Here is a 22,963-nt window from a genome sequence, read left to right as displayed (position 1 = left end):
GGAGAGATGAAAATATGACTGAAAATAGACACGCTGCATTAGGATTATCAGATGAAGTAGTACTTGAAATGTACAGAACAATGCTATTAGCACGTCGATTAGATGAAAGAATGTGGCTTCTAAATCGAGCAGGTAAAATTCCATTTGTAATTTCTTGCCAAGGTCAAGAAGCCGCTCAAGTCGGTGCAGCTTTTGCACTAAATCGTGAAGAAGATTATGTGGCACCATACTACAGAGATATGGGTGTTGTATTACACTTTGGAATGACAACAAAAGATTTAATGTTATCTGCTTTTGCGAAAGCAGAAGATCCGAACTCTGGTGGTAGACAAATGCCAGGGCATTTTGGCCAGAAGAAAAACCGCATATTAACAGGCTCCTCACCGGTTACAACACAAGTACCACACGCAGTGGGCGTTGCGCTTGCTGGTAAAATGCAAAAGAAGGATTTTGTAACGTTTGTGACTTTAGGTGAGGGATCATCCAATCAAGGAGATTTCCATGAAGGAGCTAATTTTGCAGGAGTCCATAAATTGCCAGTTATCATTATGGTGGAAAATAACCGTTATGCTATTTCCGTTCCATTAAATAAACAAATTGCCTGCGAAAACATTTCAGATCGCGCAATTGGTTACGGAATGCCTGGAGTAACAGTAGATGGCAATGATCCAATAGAAGTATACAAAGTAGTAAAAGAGGCTGCGGACCGTGCAAGAGCAGGTGAAGGTCCTAGCTTGATAGAATCTGTTTGTTATCGTTTAACTGCACATTCTTCCGATGATGATCAACGTCAATATCGTACTGAAGAGGATCTAGCAGAGGGTAAAGCTAATGATCCAATTATAAGATTTTCAAATTATTTAAGAGAACAAAACATCTTAACTGCTGAAATTGAAGAAAAACTACAAGAAGAAATTATGGCTGAAATTGATGAAGCAACTGATTATGCAGAGCAAGCTCCTTATGCTGCACCTGAGGATGCACTAAAATATGTCTATGCAGAACAAGAGGAGGTGTAAAAAATGGCCATTTTATCTTATATTGATGCGATTACATTAGCAATGAAGGAAGAAATGGAAAGAGATGAACGCGTCTTCGTACTTGGAGAGGACGTTGGTCGTAAAGGTGGCGTTTTCAAAGCAACTCAAGGACTATATGAACAATTTGGGGAAGAAAGAGTCATCGATACACCTTTAGCTGAATCTGCTATTGCGGGTGTTGGAATTGGTGCAGCAATGTATGGATTGAGACCAATTGCTGAAATGCAGTTTGCAGATTTTATCATGCCTGCTGTTAACCAAATTATCTCTGAAGCTGCAAAAGTTCGCTATCGTTCAAATAATGACTGGACTTGTCCAATGGTGATTAGAGCACCTTTTGGCGGAGGTATTCACGGAGCACTTTATCATTCACAATCAGTAGAAGCTGTATTTGCCAATCAACCAGGTTTGAAAATTGTCATTCCTTCTACACCTTATGATGCAAAAGGTTTGTTAAAAGCAGCAATTCGCGATGAAGATCCTGTGTTATTCTTTGAACATAAAAGAGCCTATCGTTTGATTAAAGGCGAAGTTCCTGATGATGACTACACAATCGAAATTGGGAAAGCGGATGTTAAACGCGAAGGCGAAGATATTACGGTGATTACTTATGGATTAGCCGTTCATTTTGCATTACAAGCTGCAGAACGACTTGAAAAGGATGGGATTTCTGCTCATATTTTAGATCTCCGTACGATTTATCCACTTGATCAAGAAGCAATTATTGAAGCAGCGAAAAAGACAGGTAAAGTTTTACTTGTAACAGAAGATAACAAAGAAGGTAGTGTCATCAGTGAAGTGGCTGCAATCATTGCGGAACATGCACTATTTGATCTTGATGCACCTATTAAACGATTAGCAGGACCAGATGTACCTGCAATGCCATATGCACCAACAATGGAAAAATTCTTTATGATTAATCCAGAAAAAGTAGAGCAAGCAATGCGTGAATTAGCAGAATTTTAATGCTGAAGCGGCTCGTCTTAAGGAAGATAGCCTAAGCGACCCAAGGTCTGCGACAATGGCTATCTGACTCATATCCTGTGAGCAGCTGAAACCGGATATTTTCTAAAAGGTAAAGGGGGTTATATGATGGCAACTCAAAACATCACAATGCCACAGCTAGGTGAAAGTGTAACAGAAGGAACGATTGAAAAATGGTTGGTTAAGCCAGGTGATCAAGTAAAAAAATATGATACTTTGGCTGAAGTACAAACAGATAAAGTAACAGCAGAACTTCCTTCATCTTTTACAGGTACAATAGGAGAGCTGATTGCAAACGAAGGCGACACAATTGCTGTTGGCGAAGTTGTTTGCAAGATTGAAATTGAAGAAGCTGCAACAACTAAAAAGGCACCTCAAAATAGTCCAAGTACCAATGTAGCTACATCCACAAAACCAACAGATCAATCCATGAAAACAAGATATTCTCCAGCAGTCGTACGCTTAGCTGCAGAACATAAAATTGATTTGACTCAAGTGGAAGGTAGCGGTACTTCAGGGCGTATTACGAGAAAAGATATTCAAAGAATACTGGAAGAAGGATTTATTCCAAAAGCTTCTACACAAACAGATGAGAAGCCTGTAGTAGAAGTGAAACAACAACCAGTTGCTGAAGCCAAAGTGGAAAAAGAATATACGCCAATCAGTTCAGGGGATATTGAAATTCCAATATCCGGTGTGCGTAAAGCCATCGCAAAAAATATGGTGACAAGTACACAAGAAATACCACACGCATGGATGATGATGGAAGTTGATGTGACAGACTTAGTAAGTTATCGTGATTCAATCAAAGACGAATTTAAAAAGAAAGAAGGATACAGTCTTACTTACTTTGCTTTCTTTGTAAAAGCTGTATCGCAAGCTTTGAAAGAATTCCCGATGATGAATTCACAATGGCAAGGTGACAAAATCATCCAGAAAAAAGAGATTAACTTGTCTATAGCTGTTGCGACGGAAGATTCATTATTTGTACCAGTCATTCACAATGCTGATGATAAATCCATCAAAGGAATTGCTAAGGAAATTTATGAGCTAGCAACAAAAGTAAGAAGTGGCAAGCTAAAATCTGAGGATATGCAAGGCGGAACATTTACTGTCAATAACACAGGTTCGTTTGGTTCTGTTCAATCTATGGGCATAATCAATTACCCTCAAGCTGCTATTTTACAAATTGAATCCATTGTCAAACGTCCTGTTATTATGAACGGCGGAATGTTCGCTGCACGAGATATGGTGAATATTTGTTTATCAATTGATCATAGAATTTTAGATGGATTTATTAGTGGGAAATTTCTCGCTCGCGTGAAGGAAATTCTCGAAAACATCTCAAATGACAATACTTCAATTTATTGACAGTAGTCTGAAAACCGTTATATTACGGTTTTCAGACTTTTTTTACTTTTACGAATCCAAAATGTTGTGTAAAATAGTGAATAGAATCACCGAAGGGGGGAAGCGTCATCGCGTCCGTATGACAAAAATGAAAGAAGTAGAATTTACAAATCCTTCTTATGATGAATGGAAGGAAACATCGATAAAAGCTTTGAAAGGGAAACCTTTTGAATCATTATTTACTAAAACAATTGAAGGTATCACACAAGAACCTTTATATACTGCTGAAAGCCTATTAGCCAAAGTTGATGGCAAATTAGAAGAACAGGTTTCTACTATTCGAGCAATGCAAACTGAAGGTGTATTTGGCTTAGCACAAGAAGCTTTCGGTGATACAATTGAAGAATTTATAGCACAAGTAGAAGATTCTTTTGAGCGTGGTAATCAATATGTCACAGTTGGTAAAGTGAATTTCGAATGGAATGAAGTTGCACTGAAACAATTGGCGGAATTATTTGAAAAACATCCATTTTGCATCAATGTGGTGGATCCAGCAGTTTTAAATGTATTTAATTACATTGAAAATAAAGAAGTAAGAGGCTTTATCAAATCAAAAGAAACATTTAATATTTCTGATTTTCCGAATGTTCGAAAGTTAAACGCTTACATTTCTGATGCGCATTATGAAGGGGCAAATGCCGTTCAAGAATTAGCCATTGCACTTGCAAAAGCAAGTGAGTTAGCTGGCGACATAAGTTTTGAGGAATTCGAAAAACAATTCTTTGTATCTTTTTCTGTTGATACAAAATTCTTTATGGAAATTGCGAAACTTCGTGCATTTAGAGTGCTATGGAAAGCATTTGCTTTAGGTTATGGTGTTGAAAAACCACAACCTGTGAAAATCCTTGCAGAAACGTCTTTGCGTAGTTTTTCTAAATTAGATGTGTATGTAAATCTTTTACGTGCTGGTAATGAAGCTTTCTCTGCTGTTTTAGGTGGAGCGGACGTGGTGACAGTACATCCTCATGATGTATTAACAAAACCAACAAAACAATCTATTCGTATTGCACGAAATGTTTCACTAGTGATAAAAGAAGAATCTCATGTAACAAAAGTATTGGACCCAGCTGGTGGTTCATATTACATTGAGTCATTAACACATGATCTTGTTAAGGAAGCTTGGGCGAAATTTGTCGAAATCGAAGAAGCAGGCGGCTATAATGCTTATGTTGCATCTGGCAATCTTCAAAAAGAGCTTGAAGAAATGATGGCAAAACGAATCCTAGATGTTGAACGTCGTAAAACAGTCTTAGTTGGTACAAACGATTTTGCAAACGCTCAAGAAGAACTACCTACAGAATCCTTCTATGAAGTGAATCGTATTGCAAAACCATTCGAAGATCTTCGACAAGAATTCAAAAAATCACCGATTAACGTTGCAATTCTAACATATGGCGCTTTCAAAAAGATTAAACCACGTACAGACTTTGTAAAAGGTGTATTCGCTACTGCAGGTATTACAGCTGAAGTAACAGAACCATTTACTGATGTGGAAAAAGCAAAAGAGTGGTTAGCGAACACTTCTGCAGATTATGTTGTATTTAGCGCAATCGATGAAGATACAAAAGAAGTCATTCCAGCATTATTGGCTGCAAAACCTGGACATGTAATCCTTGATGCAGCAGGTAAATTTGATGAAGATTGGGAAAGCCAAGGCTTAAATGGCTTTGTCTATGCTGGTCAAAATATTATCGAGAAATTACAAGGCATCCAAGATACCTTGAAGGAGGTTCAACGATGAGCAAGCCAAACTTTGCAGAGATCTCAATAGAAGATGTATTACAACAAGAACAAGTAGCCACTTCAACTGAAACATTCAATACAAATGAGAACATTGAAGTGAAAAATGTTTACACTAAAGAAGATTATAAAGGCCTAAAACATTTAAATGATGTTGCTGGTATTGCTCCAAATACTCGTGGACCATATCCAACAATGTATGTAGGTCGTCCTTGGACAATCCGTCAATATGCAGGTTTCTCAACAGCTGAAGAATCAAATGCATTCTATCGCCGAAACCTTGCGATGGGACAAAAAGGTTTATCAGTTGCATTTGACCTTGCAACACACCGCGGTTATGACTCAGATCACCCTCGTGTAACTGGTGATGTAGGTAAAGCTGGTGTGGCAATTGACTCAGTAGAAGATACGAAAATTCTATTTAATGGCATTCCACTTGATCAAATGTCTGTATCCATGACAATGAATGGTGCAGTTCTACCAGTTCTAGCATTCTATATTGTAACAGCAGAAGAACAAGGGGTTACGCCAGATAAATTATCAGGTACAATTCAAAATGATATTTTAAAAGAATATATGGTTCGTAACACTTATATTTATCCACCAGAAATGTCGATGAAAATTATCGCAGATATTTTTGAATATACTTCAAAATTCATGCCTAAATTTAACTCTATTTCAATTTCTGGTTACCATATTCAAGAAGCAGGTGCAACAAATGATATCGAACTTGCTTATACATTAGCGGATGGACTTGAATATGTTCGTACAGGATTGAAAGCTGGTATTGATATCGATAAATTCGCACCACGTTTATCATTCTTCTGGGCAATCGGTATGAACTATTACATGGAAGTTGCGAAAATGCGTGCAGCTCGTCGAATCTGGGCACAAATGATGTCTACATTTAATCCAGAAAATCCAAAAACGCTTGCATTACGTACACACTCACAAACTTCTGGTTGGTCTTTAACAGAACAAGATCCATTCAATAACGTGACACGTACGTTAGTAGAAGCTAATGCAGCAACAATGGGACATACGCAATCCCTTCATACAAATGCACTTGATGAAGCGATTGCACTTCCTACTGATTTCTCTGCTCGTATCGCACGTAATACACAATTGTTCTTACAAAATGAAACAGGTATGACAAAAACAATCGATCCATGGGGCGGTTCATATTATGTTGAAAAATTGACAGATGAATTAACTGAATCAGCATGGAAATTGATTGAAGAAGTCGAAGAACTAGGTGGTATGGCTAAAGCAATCGAAACAGGTCTTCCAAAAATGAAAGTCGAAGAAGCTGCAGCTAAACGCCAAGCAAAAATCGACTCAAAAGCAGAAACAATTATCGGTGTAAACAAATATCGTCTAACAGAAGAAGAACCAATCGAAATTTTAGACATCGATAATACATTAGTACGTCAATCTCAAATTGACCGTATTAACAAAATGAAAGAAGATCGAGACGATGCAGAAGTAAAACGTCACTTAGCCCGTCTAACAAAAGCAGCTGAAACAGGTGAGGAAAACTTACTTGCTGTTGCAGTTGACGCAGCTCGTGCACGTGCAACACTTGGTGAAATTTCAGATGCGATTGAAGTAGTATCTGGACGTCACAAAGCTGTTATTCGCTCAATTAGTGGGGTGTACGCTACGAACTATTCAGATGAAGATGCGATTAAAGAAATTAAACAAATGACTGATGAGTTCTTAGAAAACGAAGGTCGTCGTCCACGTATTCTTGTAGCTAAAATGGGTCAAGATGGTCATGACCGTGGGGCGAAAGTAGTAGCAACTGCATACGCTGACTTTGGCTTTGACGTCGATATCTCACCATTATTTATGACGCCTGAAGAAACTGCACAAATGGCTGTCGAAAATGACGTTCATGTTGTTGGTGTATCTTCACTTGCTGCAGGTCACAAAACATTAGTTCCTGAACTTGTTGCAGAATTGAAGAAATTAGGTCGTGAAGATATTATCGTTATTGTTGGCGGAGTAATCCCAGCGCAAGATTATGATTTCTTATATGAAAATGGTGCAGCAGCAATCTTTGGACCTGGTACTGTATTGCCGATTGCATCACAAAAAATGATTGAAATCATTTACAAAAACCTGGGCTACGAGGAAGCTTAATGACTGATAAAGAATCAGCGCTTTTTGTACAACCAGGTGTTAAAGCGATTCACGATGGTATGGAACCAACAAAGCGAAAAAAGTTTGTCAAGAAAAAGAAAGAAAAGCAAGACTTAGATACATTAGCGAAAGAAGTGAGAGAAGGCTCTCGCCTACATCTGGCAAAAGCCATTACACTTCTTGAAAGCTCAAATGTTGACGATAAAGTGGAGGGGCAGGAGTTATTAAAAAAACTCCTCCCCTATACAGGCAATTCTATTCGAATTGGGATTACCGGTGTACCTGGTGCAGGGAAGAGTACATTTATCGAAACCTTCGGGAAAATGCTCTGTAGTCAAGGTCACAAAGTAGCGGTACTAGCCATTGATCCAAGTTCAACCGTTACGGGTGGAAGTATTTTAGGGGATAAAACAAGAATGGAAGAACTATCTCGTGAGAAGAATGCTTTTATTCGTCCATCTCCGTCTGCCGGTACACTTGGAGGCGTACACAAAAAATCACGTGAAACGATGCTCTTATGTGAAGCAGCTGGCTACGATATCATATTGATTGAAACAGTTGGTGTTGGACAAAGTGAAACAATTGTACGGGGAATGGTTGATTTCTTCCTATTACTTGTTTTGACAGGAGCAGGAGACGAGCTACAAGGTATGAAAAAAGGCATCATGGAACTTGCTGATACGATCGTCGTGCATAAAGCAGATGGCGATAATGTCCGCAATGCCAAAAAAACAGTCGCAGAATACAAACAAATTCTGCACTTTTTACAGCCAGCAACACCAGGATGGACAACGCGCTCCATGCCTGTCTCATCGTATGAAAACAAAGGATTAGACAAAGTACTCGAAACTATTTTAGAATTCCAACAACAGGGACTTGAGAATGGAGTATGGGACAGTCGAAGAAGTAAACAAACAACTGACTGGTTTCAATCCATGATTCACGACCATCTAATCGATTCCTTCTATGGAAATCCCGAAAGAAAGAATCAGGTACAAACATTAGAACAACAAATACTACATGGAAAATTAACTGTCGCACAAGGTGTAGAGCAGTTGTTTCCGAAAGAGACTGAGTGATTTTTGCTCAGTCTTTTTTGTTGAGTTAGGATAGTAGATCTTTTTGTCCTTTGAAAAACAGGTTGAACAAAGGCTTATTTCGCGTGTAAAAAATCAATATTGTAGAGGGAATTTACAATGAAAATAAACAGCAAAATAGTTTATAGTTATATGGTAATTGGTGGAGAAATTTTAATTAGACATTGATTCGCACTTTCTGATAATGGTGTGATGATGTGACTATGCTATTCTTAAAAGAAGCACTATCGAAGAACATAAATCGGGTAACACATATATATCAGTTAAAATATTTGAATCCTTTATAGATTATTTAGACGAAATGGATAAGAACCATAACGGTATGGGTTATGATGTTGATTTTCGCGTTTCTCTATTAGATACATTTAAATATGAATCTTTGTTTTCGTCTACAATTTTGAATGGTACAGTAATTCCATACGTTTTATCTTCACCATAATCAAGCTTAGATATATATTTCCAATCAAAATCCCCTTGCTTATAAGCACTTACTACGTTTTTATTCATTTCTTTAATTCCATCTTTTAATGAATTGATAAGTTTATTATCTTCAACTCTTTCATAACCTATTAATGATAAATTCGCCTGTCCGCCTGAAGAGCAACCACAGTCCTCTGTATCTTTATCTCTGTATTTACTAAGCTTTGAAAAACCTTTGAGTTAAACAAATAGGGTTGTAACAATAGTGCAAATGCAGAAATAAATAAAACTACATACTTTAGCATTTTCAATTACATTTCCCCCTTAATATTTTCATATAACCTTGATACCTTCTTTATAATCCACCTAACAACGATATCGAGAAATAATCCACTAACTAGAGCAGAGGTTATAAAGAGTCCAACCTTTCCTGTAACAAACAAAGCAAAAAATACTAGAAACAAGAAAATCCTCCAAGCTATTAATAGCTTTTTCTTTTTCTTAATTCTTATACCCCCCTATTATAATATATATTCCTTTTATGTTAAATATCACTATATATGGATTATTGGCTGATTTAAATACTATTACTAAAATGCATTAACCTATAGATTCGTTCGTCCAGGGTGGATTGAGACATGTGATTACAACTCATTATCAGAACTTGATCATTCGCAACATCTTGCAAGACGTGTTGGTAAACCAGATGATATAGCACAAGCATGTCTTTACTTAACCCATCCATTAAATGATTTTATCACTGGACAGAATATCACGATTGATGGTGGCATGACAAAGAAAATGATATATGAAGAATGAAAAAATGATTGATTCAGTTAAATTGAAATAAAAAAACCCATTTTAAAAGTATGTGACTTTTAAAATGGTTTTTCAATTTGAAAAGCTATGAAAATAATTTTCTTTTCATCTTATGTTGAAACTTTTTAATTATTGAACTTTTTTATGATCATCAGAAGATAAAAATGTTTCTAGTGCTTTTTTGTTCTTTTCTAAGTCAATATCCAAGACTGCACCTACATTTTCATTTTTGTTTTCAAAAGAATTTGCAATAGGAATTCGTAAAGTTTCCATACCATTAGATTTTTCAACAATTAAGCCTTTTGCAATTGTAAGAAGTGTTTTATTATCAACATTTGTATCAATGTATGGATCCGCAACGCCAAGAATTTTTGGTAAGTTCACTAAGGTATTTGTACTGATAGCTTGGTCTTTAACTTTAGTTAAAACTTCTTGCTGACGTTCCACGCGTCCAAAATCACTTAAACGATCGTGGCGGAATCGCACATAGCCTAATACCTGATCGCCATGTAATGTTTGTTTTCCAGGACATAGTAATTTACATCAACATCAAAATTTTGTTTTATTGTTTTTCTTAGAAGTTAAGGTCCTCCAAAAGCATAAGCAGCATTTATTTTTTGCTTACCATGGCCTGGGATATCAACATATGTATCTCTCATAATAGATACAAGCTTTATATTATTTGTCGTTTGATCATAATGTGCAATCATTATAGAATCTGATCTCGAATGTGGTTCTCCTCTAGTGTCACTTCCTAATTAATAGCACATTCATTTCTCCAATATGCAAATCCGCACCTTCAAATGGTTTAAACGTTTTTTGATCATCTTTATAGGGACCTTTTTCTGCAATTGCCAATCCGCTATTATACTGATATACCCAATAGGATATACCAGCTATGATTATTAATAGTAATGTTAAGAATAAATTTCTTCTCCTTTTCCATCTTATGTTGCTACGTTTCATTATAAATCCACCTATCGTATTATTAAAAAATTATTGTTTTAATAAAGCACTTGTAATAAGTTGTACTGCAATTGCATCGTCTAAATAGCCAATAGGAAATAGATAATCTGGTATTACATCGACGGGGATAATAAAATATAACAATGTACTACCAATTAAGGTTAATTCAAAAATTGTACCCTTCCTCGATAAAAATTTCATATTCAGTTCTTTTAATTTGCTAATAAAGGGCCCAATACTTCCGACTTTCTGAATTTTTTCATCAAAACTATTGATAATTGTATTTTTACCCTCATCTGTTTGTGCATATAATTCGAAGGTTTTTAATTTTTGTTTAACATGTTCAATTGAAAATTGATTATCATAAACATTTGAAGTTTCAAGTAAAGTTTGTATTGCGTCAACAGATGCATGAATATCAGAATGTGATTCTTCAGATTTCTGTTCAAGTGGGTATCCTGCGGCTTCAAAAAGATTAATTAAAGGAATTCCAAGGCAATCTGCAAATTTTTCTAAATGTTGTGGGGTAGCTTTTCGTTTATTATTTATTATTCGTGAAATAGTAGCCGTATCGATTCCGGTGAGTTCACTAAAATTACGCATTGATAATGAACGTTCTTTTAATAATTTTCTCAGCAACAAACCGAGAGTTGAATCGTTTGTCTGTTCAGTCATTTGCGATTCTCCCTTCAAAGTTACATAATGCAGTGGTTTGATATCAAACTATTCACTTCAAAGAGTAAAATAATATTGACAATTTGTCAATTCGCTATTAAAAAAATGCTGTAAATGCAAGTATTAAAATAATTACACCACTAATAATTGTTCCAAATTGACCAACAGTAAAGGATCCAATTCGAACATCTGCAACTTTACTTCCTAATTCGACGCCTGCCCAAACACTAACCAGACTACCAATAGCAGCAGTTATCGAAATTGAAAGAGGTGAAAAATTGAGTAAACCAGCGCCTATCCCGTTCGTAAGTGCGTTTGCAGATAATGCGATACCTAGAAGTACAGATTCCCACCAACCAATATCGCCAGAATTATCTAGATCAGCTTCTTCGGGATTTTTTAAAACATTTTGGAAATGGTTGGACTGCGATTGATTTTGGCTATCTACTTTTGGAGTCACTTTTTTAAGGGGGGAAGCCAAAAGAATGACCCTAATTCCGATAATAAATAATAAGAAAGCGCCAAAGATTATAGGAAGCATACCTGGGAGGATTTTGGAGAGCCAAACGCCAAATGTAATTCCTCCCATACTCATAAGAAAACAAATGAAAGCAATTAATATATTTTTGTCAACTCTGATTTTAACCTTTCGAATCCCGTACGAAATTCCTACACCTAAATTATCAATGCTCGATGAAAAAGCAAAAGCCATAATGATTAACCAAGTCACTTTACAACACCCCTTACTTTTTTTTACATCATATTATACGCGTTGACAAAAGATGTTGTTCATTGCAAATTGTATTGACAAAAAAACAATGGTTTTTTTGGGTTAGGTTGCACCAAAAAAGGTAGCAAGAAGAATGATTAAAATTGATTACGAGTAATTAGAAATACCCTAAGAAACACGAAAAACTCTATCGATAGAACTGATTTTCCAATATTAGTAGGAAATGAAAATAAGAATATTGAATTCTTATGAAATAGCTAGAATATTCTATCGCAAAGGGGAAATCGTATGAAGAAAAAATTAAGTATGTTTTTAACTTCTTGTATCGTTACTTTCGGATTGGTTGGTGTACATACATCAGCAAAGGCTAGTACCGATCAAATTCAAACTCTCGATCAATCAGTCAGGAAAATAGTAAATGAAAAAATGGCTGATGCTGATGTCAGTATTGCGATTAGAGATGGAAATGGCAAAATCATCTATGATTTAAATGGAAATCAGAAACAAAAGCCGGCATCTAATATGAAGTTGCTAACAAGCGCAGCAGCTTTAGAGATATTAGGGCAAAACTATCGATTTAAAACTAACGTCTTTACTACAGGGAAAGTAAAAAATGGTGTCTTGAAGGGAGATCTTTATCTTCAAGGTACAGGTGATCCGACTTTAAATGTTGATGATCTGGAACAATTTGTAGAGAACATCTCTGCTCAAGGTATTCAAAAAATAGATGGCCGAATTGTAGGTGATGATTTTTGGTTTGATCAAGATATGTTAACTCCTGGTATTGAAGAAGATGATGAATCCTACTATTATGCAGCGCCAATTACCGCTTTAACAACTTCACCAAACAGTGATTATGATTCTGGTACGATTATTGTGGAAGCAAAAGGTGAAGAGTTAGGGAAGAAACCTAGTCTTTCCATTACACCAGACTTAGGGAATTTAGTTATTGAAAACAACGCAAATACAGTTGAATCTAATCAGACAAATACATTAACAATTGAACGTCAATTTAGAACAAATCGAATAGTTGTAAGTGGAAATTTACCTATTAACAAGAGTTTAAAAGAATGGGTAACAGTACAAAATCCGACAACCCACACATTAACAATGTTCAAGCATTTATTAGAACAAAAGAATATTCAATATTCAAAGGACAAGCTTTATCGGGCAAAGACACCAAAGAATGCAACATTAATTGCTCAAAAACAATCAATACCACTCTCTCAATTGATGATTCCTTATATGAAATTAAGTAATAATGGAATTGCAGATATTTTAGTAAAAACGATGGGTGCAGAAAAAATGCATCAAGGTAGTACAAAAGCGGGCTTAAAAGTATTAAGGGAGTATGCAAAATCTCGCCATTTGAATATTGATGAATGGTCGTTTGAAGATGGCTCAGGTATGTCTCATAGTAACCGAGTATCAAGTATCAATTTAACGCAACTTTTGTTCACTGTTCAAAAGGAGAAATGGTTTAACACATATTTTAACAGTTTACCAGTTGCTGCAAATCCAGAAAGAATGGTAGGAGGTACACTACGTAATCGACTAAAATCACCACTTACAGCTGAAAAAGTTATTGCTAAAACCGGATCATTGAGTGGTGTGAATACATTGAGTGGTTATCTGATTGGAAATAGTGGGAAACCTTATACGTTCAGTATTTTAGTGCAAAATAAATCGGGCACAATACCTGCAATTGATGAAATTGTGGAAGTCATGGCTGGGCAATTATAATTCGAAAAAGGAAGATGATATTCAATTTTATTAAAAGTCAAGATTTTAAGTAATGAACTTAATGTATCTGTATTCTTTATACAATGTGTAACATTATAATAAGTTATTTTAAAGCTGAACTAGTTATTGTATTAGTTCAGCTTTTATTTGTGTTTAAAGGTATAATTGGGAATATTTACGAAATAGAAATATAGTACCTTATGTTTAACAATCGGGTCAGATTGTAGAAGAAGTATCACTTAGTTACAATAAAGTTTTGATATAAAAAGGGAGCCAATGCGTCGTGCAGCAATGACTCCTTAATAGTCTTATATCATTAGTATTGTGCACTAGCATATTTAAAGTGTTTTCTTGTTGGAAATGGTGTTTAGATTACAGAAAACTTTAGATATCCATCTCAACGTTCCTACCTGGGAAGAAAGACAGTTGCGGATCCAATTGATTTTCTTTTGCAGTTCGTACTCTAGGAGTAAGTCTAAAAACAACTGTATGACTCCCTAGAGAGGAGCGATATCTCTCAACATGGGATTGCGAAAGGCTTTTATCGTAGTAGCCGGGTACGTATTTATTCAACATTTCCTGCATTGCCGAGGTAGCTTCATTTAATTCGCTTACAGTTTCTAGTACTCCGAACAGCATCACACTCATATATGCCGTATCTGTTTTGGCGGGTATAGGACTTACCGTGGTTCCGTAATCTTCAGATACTGTGAAACAACAGTTGGGGTTGGCATGAATTAAATCTATTTTTCTCCCGTGTGCAGCTCCATGAAAATACAAAGCTTCATTCATCCAGATAAAATTCAAAGGTACAACATAAGGAAGCTCCCCATCAGTTAATCCAAGGTAACCCGTCCGTGCATGGCTTAAAAACTGATCAATACGCTTATCATCTGTACATATTAATTTTTCTTGGCGGATCTTATGCATTGCTCATCCCATCCTTCTTTATAAGTGATAAAATCATTTTAGGGGAATTCTGTACATGATAAAAGTGACAGAAATAAAAAGTTTGATAGGGACAGATGGAGGGTTAACAGTGGAACTTACACCTTTTTTACATAGGGAGTTGTCAGAGCCGTTATACAGTCAGTTGTATCATTGGATTAAGAAAGAAATTGAAGAAGGCAGGCTCTTGCCAGGAATTAAAATGCCATCAATTCGCCAACTAACGACTCATTTAAAGGTCAGTCGGAATACAGTTGAGTCAGCATATCAGCAGCTACAATCAGAGGGATACCTCGAAAGTATCCCTAAAAGTGGAATATGGGTAGCAGAGATTGAGAAACCTTCACTACATCCGATTGAGAAGATACATCCTATTAGGTCGGAATGTAAGCCTTCAAGCGAAGTCCTTGTGGATTTTGAATATGGAAATGTGGATCATGACAAATTTCCCGTGAAGCAGTGGAAGAAATGTCTGTCAGACGCTGTCGATCAAGAGAACAACTGGTTATTTGAGTACAGTGAAAAACAAGGTGAGTTTGCATTGAGGCGAGAGATTTCAAACTATTTACTGCAATCCAGAGGTGTACGCTGTATACCAGAACAGATTGTTATAACATCCGGAACACAAACTTCCATGGCTTTGATCTGCCGTCTTTTAGAACTCCGGGAAAAAACCGTGGCTATGGAAGAACCAGGTTATAGTGGAGTACGATCTGTCTTTGAAGATCAGGGATGCAATATAGAACCCGTTCCTCTTGAAAAGGACGGATTGTCAGTAGATCATATTCAATCGAGCAGGGCAAAGGCGGTATATTTAACACCTTCTCACCAATTTCCATTTGGTATGGTTCTGTCCATTTCGAAAAGAATACAATTATTAAAATGGGCTTATCAAACTGGGGGATACATTATTGAGGATGATTATGACAGCGAGTTTCGGTACCGGGGACAGCCAATTCCTTCACTGAAATCCCTGGATGAAGAGGAAAAGGTAATTTATTTAGGTACATTTTCTAAATCATTTCTTCCTTCAGTCCGATTAAGTTATATTGTACTTCCACCCTCTCTAATGGTTCAATACTCACAAAAGTTCGCAGATTACAACCAATCTGTCTCTCCTATTATTCAGAGAGCTATGGCCTTATTCATGCAATCCGGAGAATTCGAAAGGCATATTCGAAGAATGCGCAAGCTGTATCAAAGAAAACATCAGGCTTTGCTAAGGAGTATTGAACAAAACATGGGTACTAAAGTAAAAATAGTTGGAGAAAAGTCTGGTTTACATATCTTATTGAAACTAAACAACATATCAAACTTAGAGCTGATTGAAAATGGTCTTCAGAAAGGAGTCAAAGTTTATTCTCCGGTAAGATTTTGGCTTAATCCAACCCCCGAAGGTAATTCCTATATCATGTTAGGATTTGGCGGATTATCAATTGAGGAAATTGATAAAGGAGTCCAATTACTTGCTAGCTGTCTCCTATGAAGAAGAAGATTAGTGAAGATTAAACATATTCGCTTAATAATTAAAACTAAATAAGATGATAGCAGAAAAACTCATTTATATATGTTAAGGATGAACCATATCAAAAATAGGACGGGGAAGGTAAGTTTTTTCGAAAGCCTTCAAAATTAGAGCGATTACAATGAATGAATTTATAGTTATAGGCGGATTGGTAGTAATAATTTTCATGCTTATTACTACTGTTTCAAGCAAATTTAACAATAAAGGCATTGTCAAAGAAGCATGAAATCAATAGTACTAAAGAGCATTCTAATCAAGGTTCTCTTTTTTCTTTTACTTTTATAAAGAAAAATTCGCTATCGTTGCATACGTCAGTAACCCCAATGTAATTCATGGGATCGATGATGCAGAATGGTAAAATAATTCCTGCAACACTGCCACATCCTTGTTTTTCTTGTAATGATGATACCTAAACGCCTTTCGCATCCACCATATACTATTTTCGTTGACAATTTGTCAACGAAAATAGTATATTCTTCTTGAATACTTTGCTATTATTAATGGAGAATATTATTTATGATACAAATGGAAAAATCTTTTTCAATGAGAATACTTAGTAAACTCGCGAATATTGATCTTTGAAAATATCGGAATGGTCGATAGGGAATATCTGTTAAAGGGATCATCCAATCATCTTAAAAATCCAGAAATCGATGCATCAACTATTCATAAAGAGGAACAACTTGATGCAGATGCCACAAATTCAAAAGAGTAGTTGTAAACAAATAGATTATAAGAACTAGTAAAAAGATCAATATTAAGCTTAGTATGTTTTTAGTAGTATTGATTTACACCGTACATAGAGAAAGGGGGAGAACAGTGAAAAAACGCCTTAAATGTCTTTTCAATATTTTCATTGTATTGCTTGCCTTTTTGGGGGCTTTTGCAGTAGGGGGAAATGAGTTGAGACATTTGATAAGTAGTTCTTACTACTTTTTCTCCCCACAATCAACCAATAAAGTTATGTCTTATGAAACAGACATTGAAGAAGAATTAAAAAAACATGACATCGTTTCACTTACCCCGGTTTTAATGACTATTATGTATCAGGAAAGTCGTGGTGAAGGTAAAGATCCAATGCAGGCTTCTGAGTCGGCCGGTTTAAAAAGAAATGAAATTCGCGACCCTCATTTTAGCATCCAACAAGGAGTTGACCATTTTTATCAAATGTATACGCTTGGAAATGAATATGATGTAGATATGGATACCATTATACAAAGCTATAACATGGGGCCTGGTTATATCTACTATGTTGCTAAAAATGGATTCAAACACAATGAGAATTTAGCCAAAGAATATTCCGAAATTCAGGTCATTCGCAATCCGAAATTGTATACATGCGGAGAGTTTAAAGGAAACTTTCGTTATCCCTATTGCTTCGGTGATTATACATACGCTACAAAAGTAAAGGAAGAAATTCCTACCATGGTGAAAAGATTGAAGAGTTCCGGAAAATAAACAATTATATAAATAGTTATAGTAAGCTTTAAATTTACTAGATTTTCTATCCATGCATTTTTGAAAAAACTTTAATAATAAGCAATTAAAAACATTGTTATTCCCATACTCTGCAGAAAATTTAAAAGATAGATATTGTTCAACTAAAGTGGAGGTTAATACAATGGGCTGTTTTCGAGTGAGTTGCCTACTTTTTGGTGGTTTTGTAATAATTACCTGATAAAAACGTAGTATATAAAGGTGTTATTTGGAATTCAGTAATAGTGTTAACATTTAAATGAATATGAGGGAGAAAAAATATTTAATAAAGACTCAGAGAAGAATAAAGGTTCTAAGAAGAGATTTGAAGAAATCCTTACAGAAAATGGCGTGGCTAATGGCAACAGAATAATAGTAGATAGAGAAACAGGAATTCATTATTTATTTAGTTGGGGTGGATATGCAGGTGGAATTACGCCGTTATTGGATAAGGATGGAAAACCAATGATAAAACCAAATAATGAATAAAACACTTTATCTTGTTCAACTATATGGTAGCTTTAGTTCTATAAGGAATAAACAATTTTATTATCTGTTTTAATTTCAGAAGTAAAGCTGAACTAAATCTTTTTAAAGAACTTTAAAAGGAGATACTACAATTTAAGTAGTGTCTCCTTTACGTTTTTATAAGTGAATTTTAATGTTTTTAATCGGCACCTCAACTTCAATTAACAGGGGCTATAGTTTAACAAGGCAAATTTGTATCTCACTTCGATTTTCGCTGATAGGTAATTCAAAACGGGAAAAAGCCTATTTTAATAAATTTTCGACCTTGATTCTCCAAATCATATGATCATATCCTTCGTCCCAATAATCCTTTAACAAATAATCAGGATCTCCAAATTTCTTTTTCCAGATTTTTTGTGCACGAATATATCCACTATCTAAACAAAATTCTTCTATGCCCCTTTGTTGTAAAGTAATATACATTGAATTTAAGAGTAAATTACCTACCCCATTCCTCTGATAGTCAGGATGAACAAATACTGTACCAATCTCAATTAGATTATTTAAAGCATTTTTTGTACAATTGCATATCAACTCGCTTGCTGGACCGTATTCGATCGAACCAATAATTTTATCATCATATAAAGCAATCAAAAAATATCGATTTTCCCCATTACTTTCAAAATCACTTTCTAAGTATTTTTCCTTAGCTTCGATTTCATCTTCTATGTCATCCAATTTTTCTCCGATACCTTCTTTAGTAAACGTGTCTGTAATCACCAGCCTAAAGAAATAATTTAACTCTTTAATGTTCTCAATTCTTGGCCGTCTAATCTCAACAGTAGTAAGCACTCTGAATTCCCTCCCACTAGCAATTATAAATTTAATAAAACCTTACCCTTCAATAAATTCCAATTCGTTAGTTTAAGTGATAACCCACAAAATACCCAAGAAATATTTCAACTTAAATCTCCGGTTGCTTTAAAACAATCCTCAACAACCTAAACAGATTGTGGAAGAACAATGGGTATTTTTTGATATCTTTATTAAAAAACACCTTTATTTGGATTTTAACGAATTTATTGTAAATCACCAAACAAAAATCGTTCGAATTCATTGATTGAGTTCGGATGTTTTTGTTATGGTTATAGGAGGGAGGACCTATAATTGTAAATTATTTTAAATAAAACAATCTAGATCAATCAATTTCATAATGCAAAATTAATATGAAATATACGAATATTTAATTTTATCCAACTTTGTTAATTGTGGAGCGGAAGACGGCGACTCCTACGGGAAAAGCTTGAGCTGAAAGCCCCGCAGGAACGTAGTGACGAGTAGATTGAAGACAAGCCCGTGGAAAGCGCCATCTGTAGCGTAACATCCGAATCTGAATATTAAAAAGTAAATATGTTGAAATGTTCGTATTTAAAGTCCGAAAATGGATATATGAAATTGATTCAGATGAATTAAAAAATGGAGGATATAGTATGTTTGAAGAATATATTAATTCAATTGATGATAAATGGAAAGATGCATATATTCGACTTATGAATGAAGTTGATGACAATATACCAGAGGGTTTTGAAAAAGTGATGCAATATAACATGATTTCATATGTTGTGCCATTAACGACTTATCCTAGTGGTTATCATGTAACGCCGAATACGCCGTTGCCATTTATCAGTTTAGGTGTACAAAAAAGACATATTGCACTATATCATATGGGCATCTACGGAAATGCAGAATTATTACAATGGTTCCAAGACGAATATAGTAAAAGAGTGCCGACAAAATTAAATATGGGGAAAAGCTGTATTCGATTTACAAGTACCAAAAATATTCCTTACGATTTGATAGGAGAGTTAGTAGCTCGAATGTCTATGGAAAAATGGCTCGAATGTTATGAAGTAAATAAAAAATGATAATTTTTCTTCCGATGTAATTTTGTTCTTTAAAATGGGCAAAATAGTGGTGTTAATTCCATAACTTCCAAATTCACAATTGAAATATCACCTTAAAAGTTAGAATATTCTACCGTCAAGGAGAGATCCAATGCAAAAAAAGATAAGCATGCTTCTTATTTCGTGTATGCTCGTTTTTTGTTTGATAAGTGTACATACATCAGCTGAAGCCAATACCTCAACAATTCAAAGACTCGATCAATTAGTCAAGAAGATTGTAAACGAAAAAATGGCTAATGCTGAAGTAAGTATCGCAATTCGAGATGATTTTGGAAAAGTCATTTATGATTTCAATGGGAATAGGCAGCAAAAGCCAGCTTCTAATATGAAGCTGTTAACGAGTGCTGCTGCATTAACTGAATTAGGTGAAAATTATCGATTTAGGACAAATATTTATACTACTGGTGATGTGAAAAATGGAATATTGCATGGTGATCTTTATATACAAGGTACTGGTGACCCTACATTAACTGTTGAAGATCTTGATCAATTTGCTTCTTTTTTTTCTGATCAAGGAATTAAGAAAATAGATGGTCGAATTGTTGGTGATGATTTCTGGTTTGATCTAGATTTACTCACACCAGACATTAAAAAGGATGATGAGTCTTATTATTATGCAGCGCCGATTACGGCATTAACACTTTCACCAGATAGCGATTACGATTCTGGCACAGTTATTGTTGAAGCACTGGGCAAGACAATTGGAGAGAAACCAAGACTTACGATTACACCTGAGTTGGGCGAATTAGTCATTGAAAATCATGCCAAAACAGTTGCTGCAAATCAATATAGTACGTTGAAAATTGAGCGTGAATATAGGAAAAATAAAGTGGTAGTTAGCGGGAATTTACCTATCAATAAGAGTTGGAAAGAATGGATCACTGTTCCCAATCCTACAATGCATACACTATTGTTATTTAAACACGCACTTGAAAAACATAACATTCAATATTCCCTGGATAAATTTTATCATGGAAAAACACCAACAAACGCAACACTAATTGTACAAAAACAATCCATTCCACTTTCTCAATTAATGGTACCTTATATGAAATTAAGTAATAACGGTATCGCAGATATTTTAGTAAAGACAATGGGGAAAGTAAGGATGGATCAGGGAAGTACAAAAGCAGGTTTAAGGGTTTTGAAACAATATGCGACATCCAGACAGCTAAACATTGATGATTGGTTTTTTGTAGACGGCTCTGGTATGTCAAATAATAATAGCGTTTCTAGTATTGATTTAACACAGCTATTATTCATTGTTAAAGGAGAAAAACAGTGGTACGGTACTTTTTTCAATAGTTTACCGGTTGCTGCAAACTCAGACAGAATGATTGGTGGCTCACTCCGAAATCGTTTAAAAACTCCATTTACTGAAGGTAGAGTTTTTGCGAAAACAGGCGCAATCGATGGTGTCAATACTTTAAGTGGTTATTTAATTGGAAGCAGTGGTATGCCTTATACATTTAGTATTTTAGTGCAAAATCAAAAAGGTACGGTTCCTACTATTGATGAGATTGTAGAAGCAATGGCAAAGGAATTGTGAATATCAAAAGGAAGATGGCAGTTCTAGTCATCTTCCATATTATAATTTCATTACTATATAAATTTTAAAGTGGGAAATGTCTAAAATATAAGATTTTTGTTATATTTATATTCATGAATCAATTTCATAATTCAAAGATTTAATAAAATAGACGAACATTAAATGGGCATTGTTATATGCCATATCTATTAGAACATTGTCTATGGAGCGGAAGATGGCGAGTCCTCGAAAATGCATTCGCATTTTCTTTGTGAGGTGCGAATTCAAGGAAGCTCATTCAATGTCCTGCGAGACAGGTGAGACCCCGCAGTGAAGCAAAAATTCTTTTTGCCCCGCATAAAGAATTTTCTGCGACGAAGCTAGCGAAGCGATGCAGGAGCACGATGTTTTAGCTTCCGAGGAGGCTAAACGCCCGCGGAAAGCGCCATCTGGAGCGGCAAACTAAGTAAAAAGAATTTCAAGTTCTGATGTCGAATATAGTTTCATAGGTGTATTTTGGGAGGTATTATTGATGAATCATAGAATGCTATATATTGTAATTGTTCTTATGCAATTCGTAGTTCTAACAAATGTAACGCTGTTTCACAGTAAATGGAATGGTTTTATGATGTTTATTTGCACGGGTTTATTTATACTTGGTACTTATTTTTATTTGAAGGGAACTGGAAAGTTAGATCCGCATGATGGTTAGTTTACAATATTCCGATTAAATTGATGTGATTTTAAAACAACTACTTTGAAAACCTTTGTTACTCCTGTTATAGTAATAATTGAAGCTGAAAGGAGCGATTTTCTATGAATATGGATTATGATTTATTTATGCAAGATATGTTACGTCAAGCACGCGGTGAAATGACTGCGAATGGCTATGAAGAACTTAAAACACCTGAAGAAGTAGACGAAGCGTTTAAACGCGAAGGTACTACTTTTGTTATGGTTAACTCTGTATGTGGTTGTGCAGGTGGTATTGCCCGTCCAGCAGCTGTTCATGCGGTAAACTATGACAAACGTCCAGATCATTTAGTAACTGTATTTGCAGGTCAAGATAAAGAAGCTACTGCGCAAGCACGTATGCACTTTGGTGAAGATCACATTCCATCATCACCATCATTCGTTTTATTAAAAGATGGCCAACTTGTTGCAGAAATAGGACGTCATGAAATTGAAGGACATGATCCAATGTCAGTTATTACTTCGATTCAAGCTTACTTCGAAGAGCATTGTAAAGAAGTTTAGTCATTTTAATAAAGAGAGCGCTATTTTA

20 protein-coding genes and 2 pseudogenes are annotated in these 22,963 nt (G+C 35.4%); 16 read left to right on the top strand and 6 right to left on the bottom strand.

Going from position 1 to position 22,963, the window contains the following annotated elements; translation table 11 throughout:
* Positions 1–14: 14 nt before the first annotated feature.
* The 6 genes from Q8X41_RS05400 to meaB all read left to right on the top strand — a co-directional run bounded on the left by Q8X41_RS05400 (position 15) and on the right by meaB (position 8,398).
* Positions 15–1,019, top strand: coding sequence for a thiamine pyrophosphate-dependent dehydrogenase E1 component subunit alpha (locus tag Q8X41_RS05400; protein WP_397539232.1), 1,005 nt, complete (start codon positions 15–17; stop codon positions 1,017–1,019).
* A gap of 3 nt (positions 1,020–1,022) precedes the next feature.
* Positions 1,023–2,006 (top strand): alpha-ketoacid dehydrogenase subunit beta, encoded by a 984-nt coding sequence (locus tag Q8X41_RS05395; RefSeq protein ID WP_397539231.1) that lies wholly within the window; start codon positions 1,023–1,025, stop codon positions 2,004–2,006.
* Positions 2,007–2,132: 126 nt separating this feature from the next.
* Complete coding sequence (locus Q8X41_RS05390) at positions 2,133–3,395, top strand: dihydrolipoamide acetyltransferase family protein (protein WP_397539230.1); 1,263 nt, start codon at positions 2,133–2,135, stop codon at positions 3,393–3,395.
* 118 nt (positions 3,396–3,513) lie between these two features.
* Positions 3,514–5,175 (top strand): methylmalonyl-CoA mutase family protein, encoded by a 1,662-nt coding sequence (locus tag Q8X41_RS05385; protein WP_397539229.1) that lies wholly within the window; start codon positions 3,514–3,516, stop codon positions 5,173–5,175.
* A complete protein-coding gene (scpA, locus tag Q8X41_RS05380) occupies positions 5,172–7,319 on the top strand; it encodes a methylmalonyl-CoA mutase (protein ID WP_397539228.1) in 2,148 nt (715 codons plus the stop codon). Before Q8X41_RS05385 ends, scpA begins: the two co-directional genes overlap by 4 nt.
* Positions 7,319–8,398 (top strand): methylmalonyl Co-A mutase-associated GTPase MeaB, encoded by a 1,080-nt coding sequence (gene meaB, locus Q8X41_RS05375; RefSeq protein WP_397539227.1) that lies wholly within the window; start codon positions 7,319–7,321, stop codon positions 8,396–8,398. Before scpA ends, meaB begins: the two co-directional genes overlap by 1 nt.
* A gap of 345 nt (positions 8,399–8,743) precedes the next feature.
* Here the strand turns inward: meaB and Q8X41_RS05370 are convergent, their stop codons facing one another.
* Positions 8,744–8,923: a hypothetical protein gene (locus tag Q8X41_RS05370; protein ID WP_397539226.1), complete on the bottom strand. Its 180-nt coding sequence runs from the start codon at positions 8,921–8,923 to the stop codon at positions 8,744–8,746.
* Between the two features lie 531 nt (positions 8,924–9,454).
* Here Q8X41_RS05370 and Q8X41_RS05365 point away from each other — a divergent pair.
* A pseudogene (locus Q8X41_RS05365) lies at positions 9,455–9,655 on the top strand (SDR family oxidoreductase); the annotation flags it as partial.
* A gap of 129 nt (positions 9,656–9,784) precedes the next feature.
* On the opposite strand, the pseudogene Q8X41_RS05360 reads toward Q8X41_RS05365, so the two are convergent.
* From Q8X41_RS05360 to ytaF, 3 genes and pseudogenes are all read right to left on the bottom strand, one after another.
* Positions 9,785–10,621, bottom strand: a pseudogene (locus Q8X41_RS05360) (LCP family protein).
* Between the two features lie 30 nt (positions 10,622–10,651).
* The gene (locus Q8X41_RS05355) at positions 10,652–11,296 is read right to left on the bottom strand and encodes a DUF1232 domain-containing protein (protein ID WP_397539225.1); all 645 of its coding nucleotides are present in this window, start codon (positions 11,294–11,296) and stop codon (positions 10,652–10,654) included.
* Between the two features lie 97 nt (positions 11,297–11,393).
* Positions 11,394–12,026 (bottom strand): sporulation membrane protein YtaF, encoded by a 633-nt coding sequence (ytaF, locus tag Q8X41_RS05350; protein ID WP_397539224.1) that lies wholly within the window; start codon positions 12,024–12,026, stop codon positions 11,394–11,396.
* 288 nt (positions 12,027–12,314) lie between these two features.
* Here ytaF and dacB (Q8X41_RS05345) point away from each other — a divergent pair, with 288 nt between their 5' ends.
* Entirely contained in the window at positions 12,315–13,769 is a 1,455-nt protein-coding gene (dacB, locus tag Q8X41_RS05345) for a D-alanyl-D-alanine carboxypeptidase/D-alanyl-D-alanine-endopeptidase (RefSeq protein ID WP_397539223.1), read from the top strand.
* A 384-nt stretch (positions 13,770–14,153) separates the two neighbouring features.
* On the opposite strand, the gene Q8X41_RS05340 is transcribed toward dacB (Q8X41_RS05345), so the two are convergent.
* Positions 14,154–14,699 (bottom strand): pyridoxamine 5'-phosphate oxidase family protein, encoded by a 546-nt coding sequence (locus tag Q8X41_RS05340; RefSeq protein WP_397539222.1) that lies wholly within the window; start codon positions 14,697–14,699, stop codon positions 14,154–14,156.
* A 55-nt stretch (positions 14,700–14,754) separates the two neighbouring features.
* On the opposite strand from Q8X41_RS05340, the gene Q8X41_RS05335 reads away from it, so the two are divergent.
* From Q8X41_RS05335 to Q8X41_RS05320, 4 genes are all read left to right on the top strand, one after another.
* A complete protein-coding gene (locus tag Q8X41_RS05335) occupies positions 14,755–16,203 on the top strand; it encodes a PLP-dependent aminotransferase family protein (protein ID WP_397539221.1) in 1,449 nt (482 codons plus the stop codon).
* A gap of 631 nt (positions 16,204–16,834) precedes the next feature.
* Positions 16,835–16,957 carry a hypothetical protein gene (locus tag Q8X41_RS05330; protein ID WP_397539220.1) on the top strand — a complete coding sequence of 41 codons (123 nt, stop codon included), beginning with the start codon at positions 16,835–16,837 and terminating at the stop codon, positions 16,955–16,957.
* 53 nt (positions 16,958–17,010) lie between these two features.
* Positions 17,011–17,700: a lysozyme family protein gene (locus Q8X41_RS05325; protein ID WP_397539219.1), complete on the top strand. Its 690-nt coding sequence runs from the start codon at positions 17,011–17,013 to the stop codon at positions 17,698–17,700.
* A gap of 297 nt (positions 17,701–17,997) precedes the next feature.
* Positions 17,998–18,207, top strand: coding sequence for a DUF6440 family protein (locus tag Q8X41_RS05320; RefSeq protein WP_397540202.1), 210 nt, complete (start codon positions 17,998–18,000; stop codon positions 18,205–18,207).
* Between the two features lie 282 nt (positions 18,208–18,489).
* On the opposite strand, the gene Q8X41_RS05315 is transcribed toward Q8X41_RS05320, so the two are convergent.
* A complete protein-coding gene (locus Q8X41_RS05315; RefSeq protein ID WP_397539218.1) occupies positions 18,490–19,038 on the bottom strand; it encodes a GNAT family N-acetyltransferase in 549 nt (182 codons plus the stop codon).
* A 638-nt stretch (positions 19,039–19,676) separates the two neighbouring features.
* On the opposite strand from Q8X41_RS05315, the gene Q8X41_RS05310 reads away from it, so the two are divergent.
* The 4 genes from Q8X41_RS05310 to Q8X41_RS05295 all read left to right on the top strand — a co-directional run bounded on the left by Q8X41_RS05310 (position 19,677) and on the right by Q8X41_RS05295 (position 22,935).
* Positions 19,677–20,111 carry a DUF1801 domain-containing protein gene (locus tag Q8X41_RS05310; protein ID WP_397539217.1) on the top strand — a complete coding sequence of 145 codons (435 nt, stop codon included), beginning with the start codon at positions 19,677–19,679 and terminating at the stop codon, positions 20,109–20,111.
* A gap of 130 nt (positions 20,112–20,241) precedes the next feature.
* Positions 20,242–21,699: a D-alanyl-D-alanine carboxypeptidase/D-alanyl-D-alanine-endopeptidase gene (gene dacB, locus Q8X41_RS05305; RefSeq protein ID WP_397539216.1), complete on the top strand. Its 1,458-nt coding sequence runs from the start codon at positions 20,242–20,244 to the stop codon at positions 21,697–21,699.
* A 511-nt stretch (positions 21,700–22,210) separates the two neighbouring features.
* Positions 22,211–22,390, top strand: coding sequence for a hypothetical protein (locus tag Q8X41_RS05300; RefSeq protein ID WP_397539215.1), 180 nt, complete (start codon positions 22,211–22,213; stop codon positions 22,388–22,390).
* A gap of 104 nt (positions 22,391–22,494) precedes the next feature.
* On the top strand, positions 22,495–22,935 hold the full coding sequence (locus Q8X41_RS05295; protein ID WP_397539214.1) for a BrxA/BrxB family bacilliredoxin: 441 nt from the start codon (positions 22,495–22,497) through the stop codon (positions 22,933–22,935).
* Positions 22,936–22,963 lie beyond the last annotated feature (28 nt).

Source organism: Rummeliibacillus pycnus (assembly GCF_044359855.1).
Classification (GTDB): domain Bacteria; phylum Bacillota; class Bacilli; order Bacillales_A; family Planococcaceae; genus Rummeliibacillus; species Rummeliibacillus pycnus_A.
Note: the sequence above shows the minus strand (reverse complement) of the source record. Positions and strands in the feature narration are given on the sequence as shown.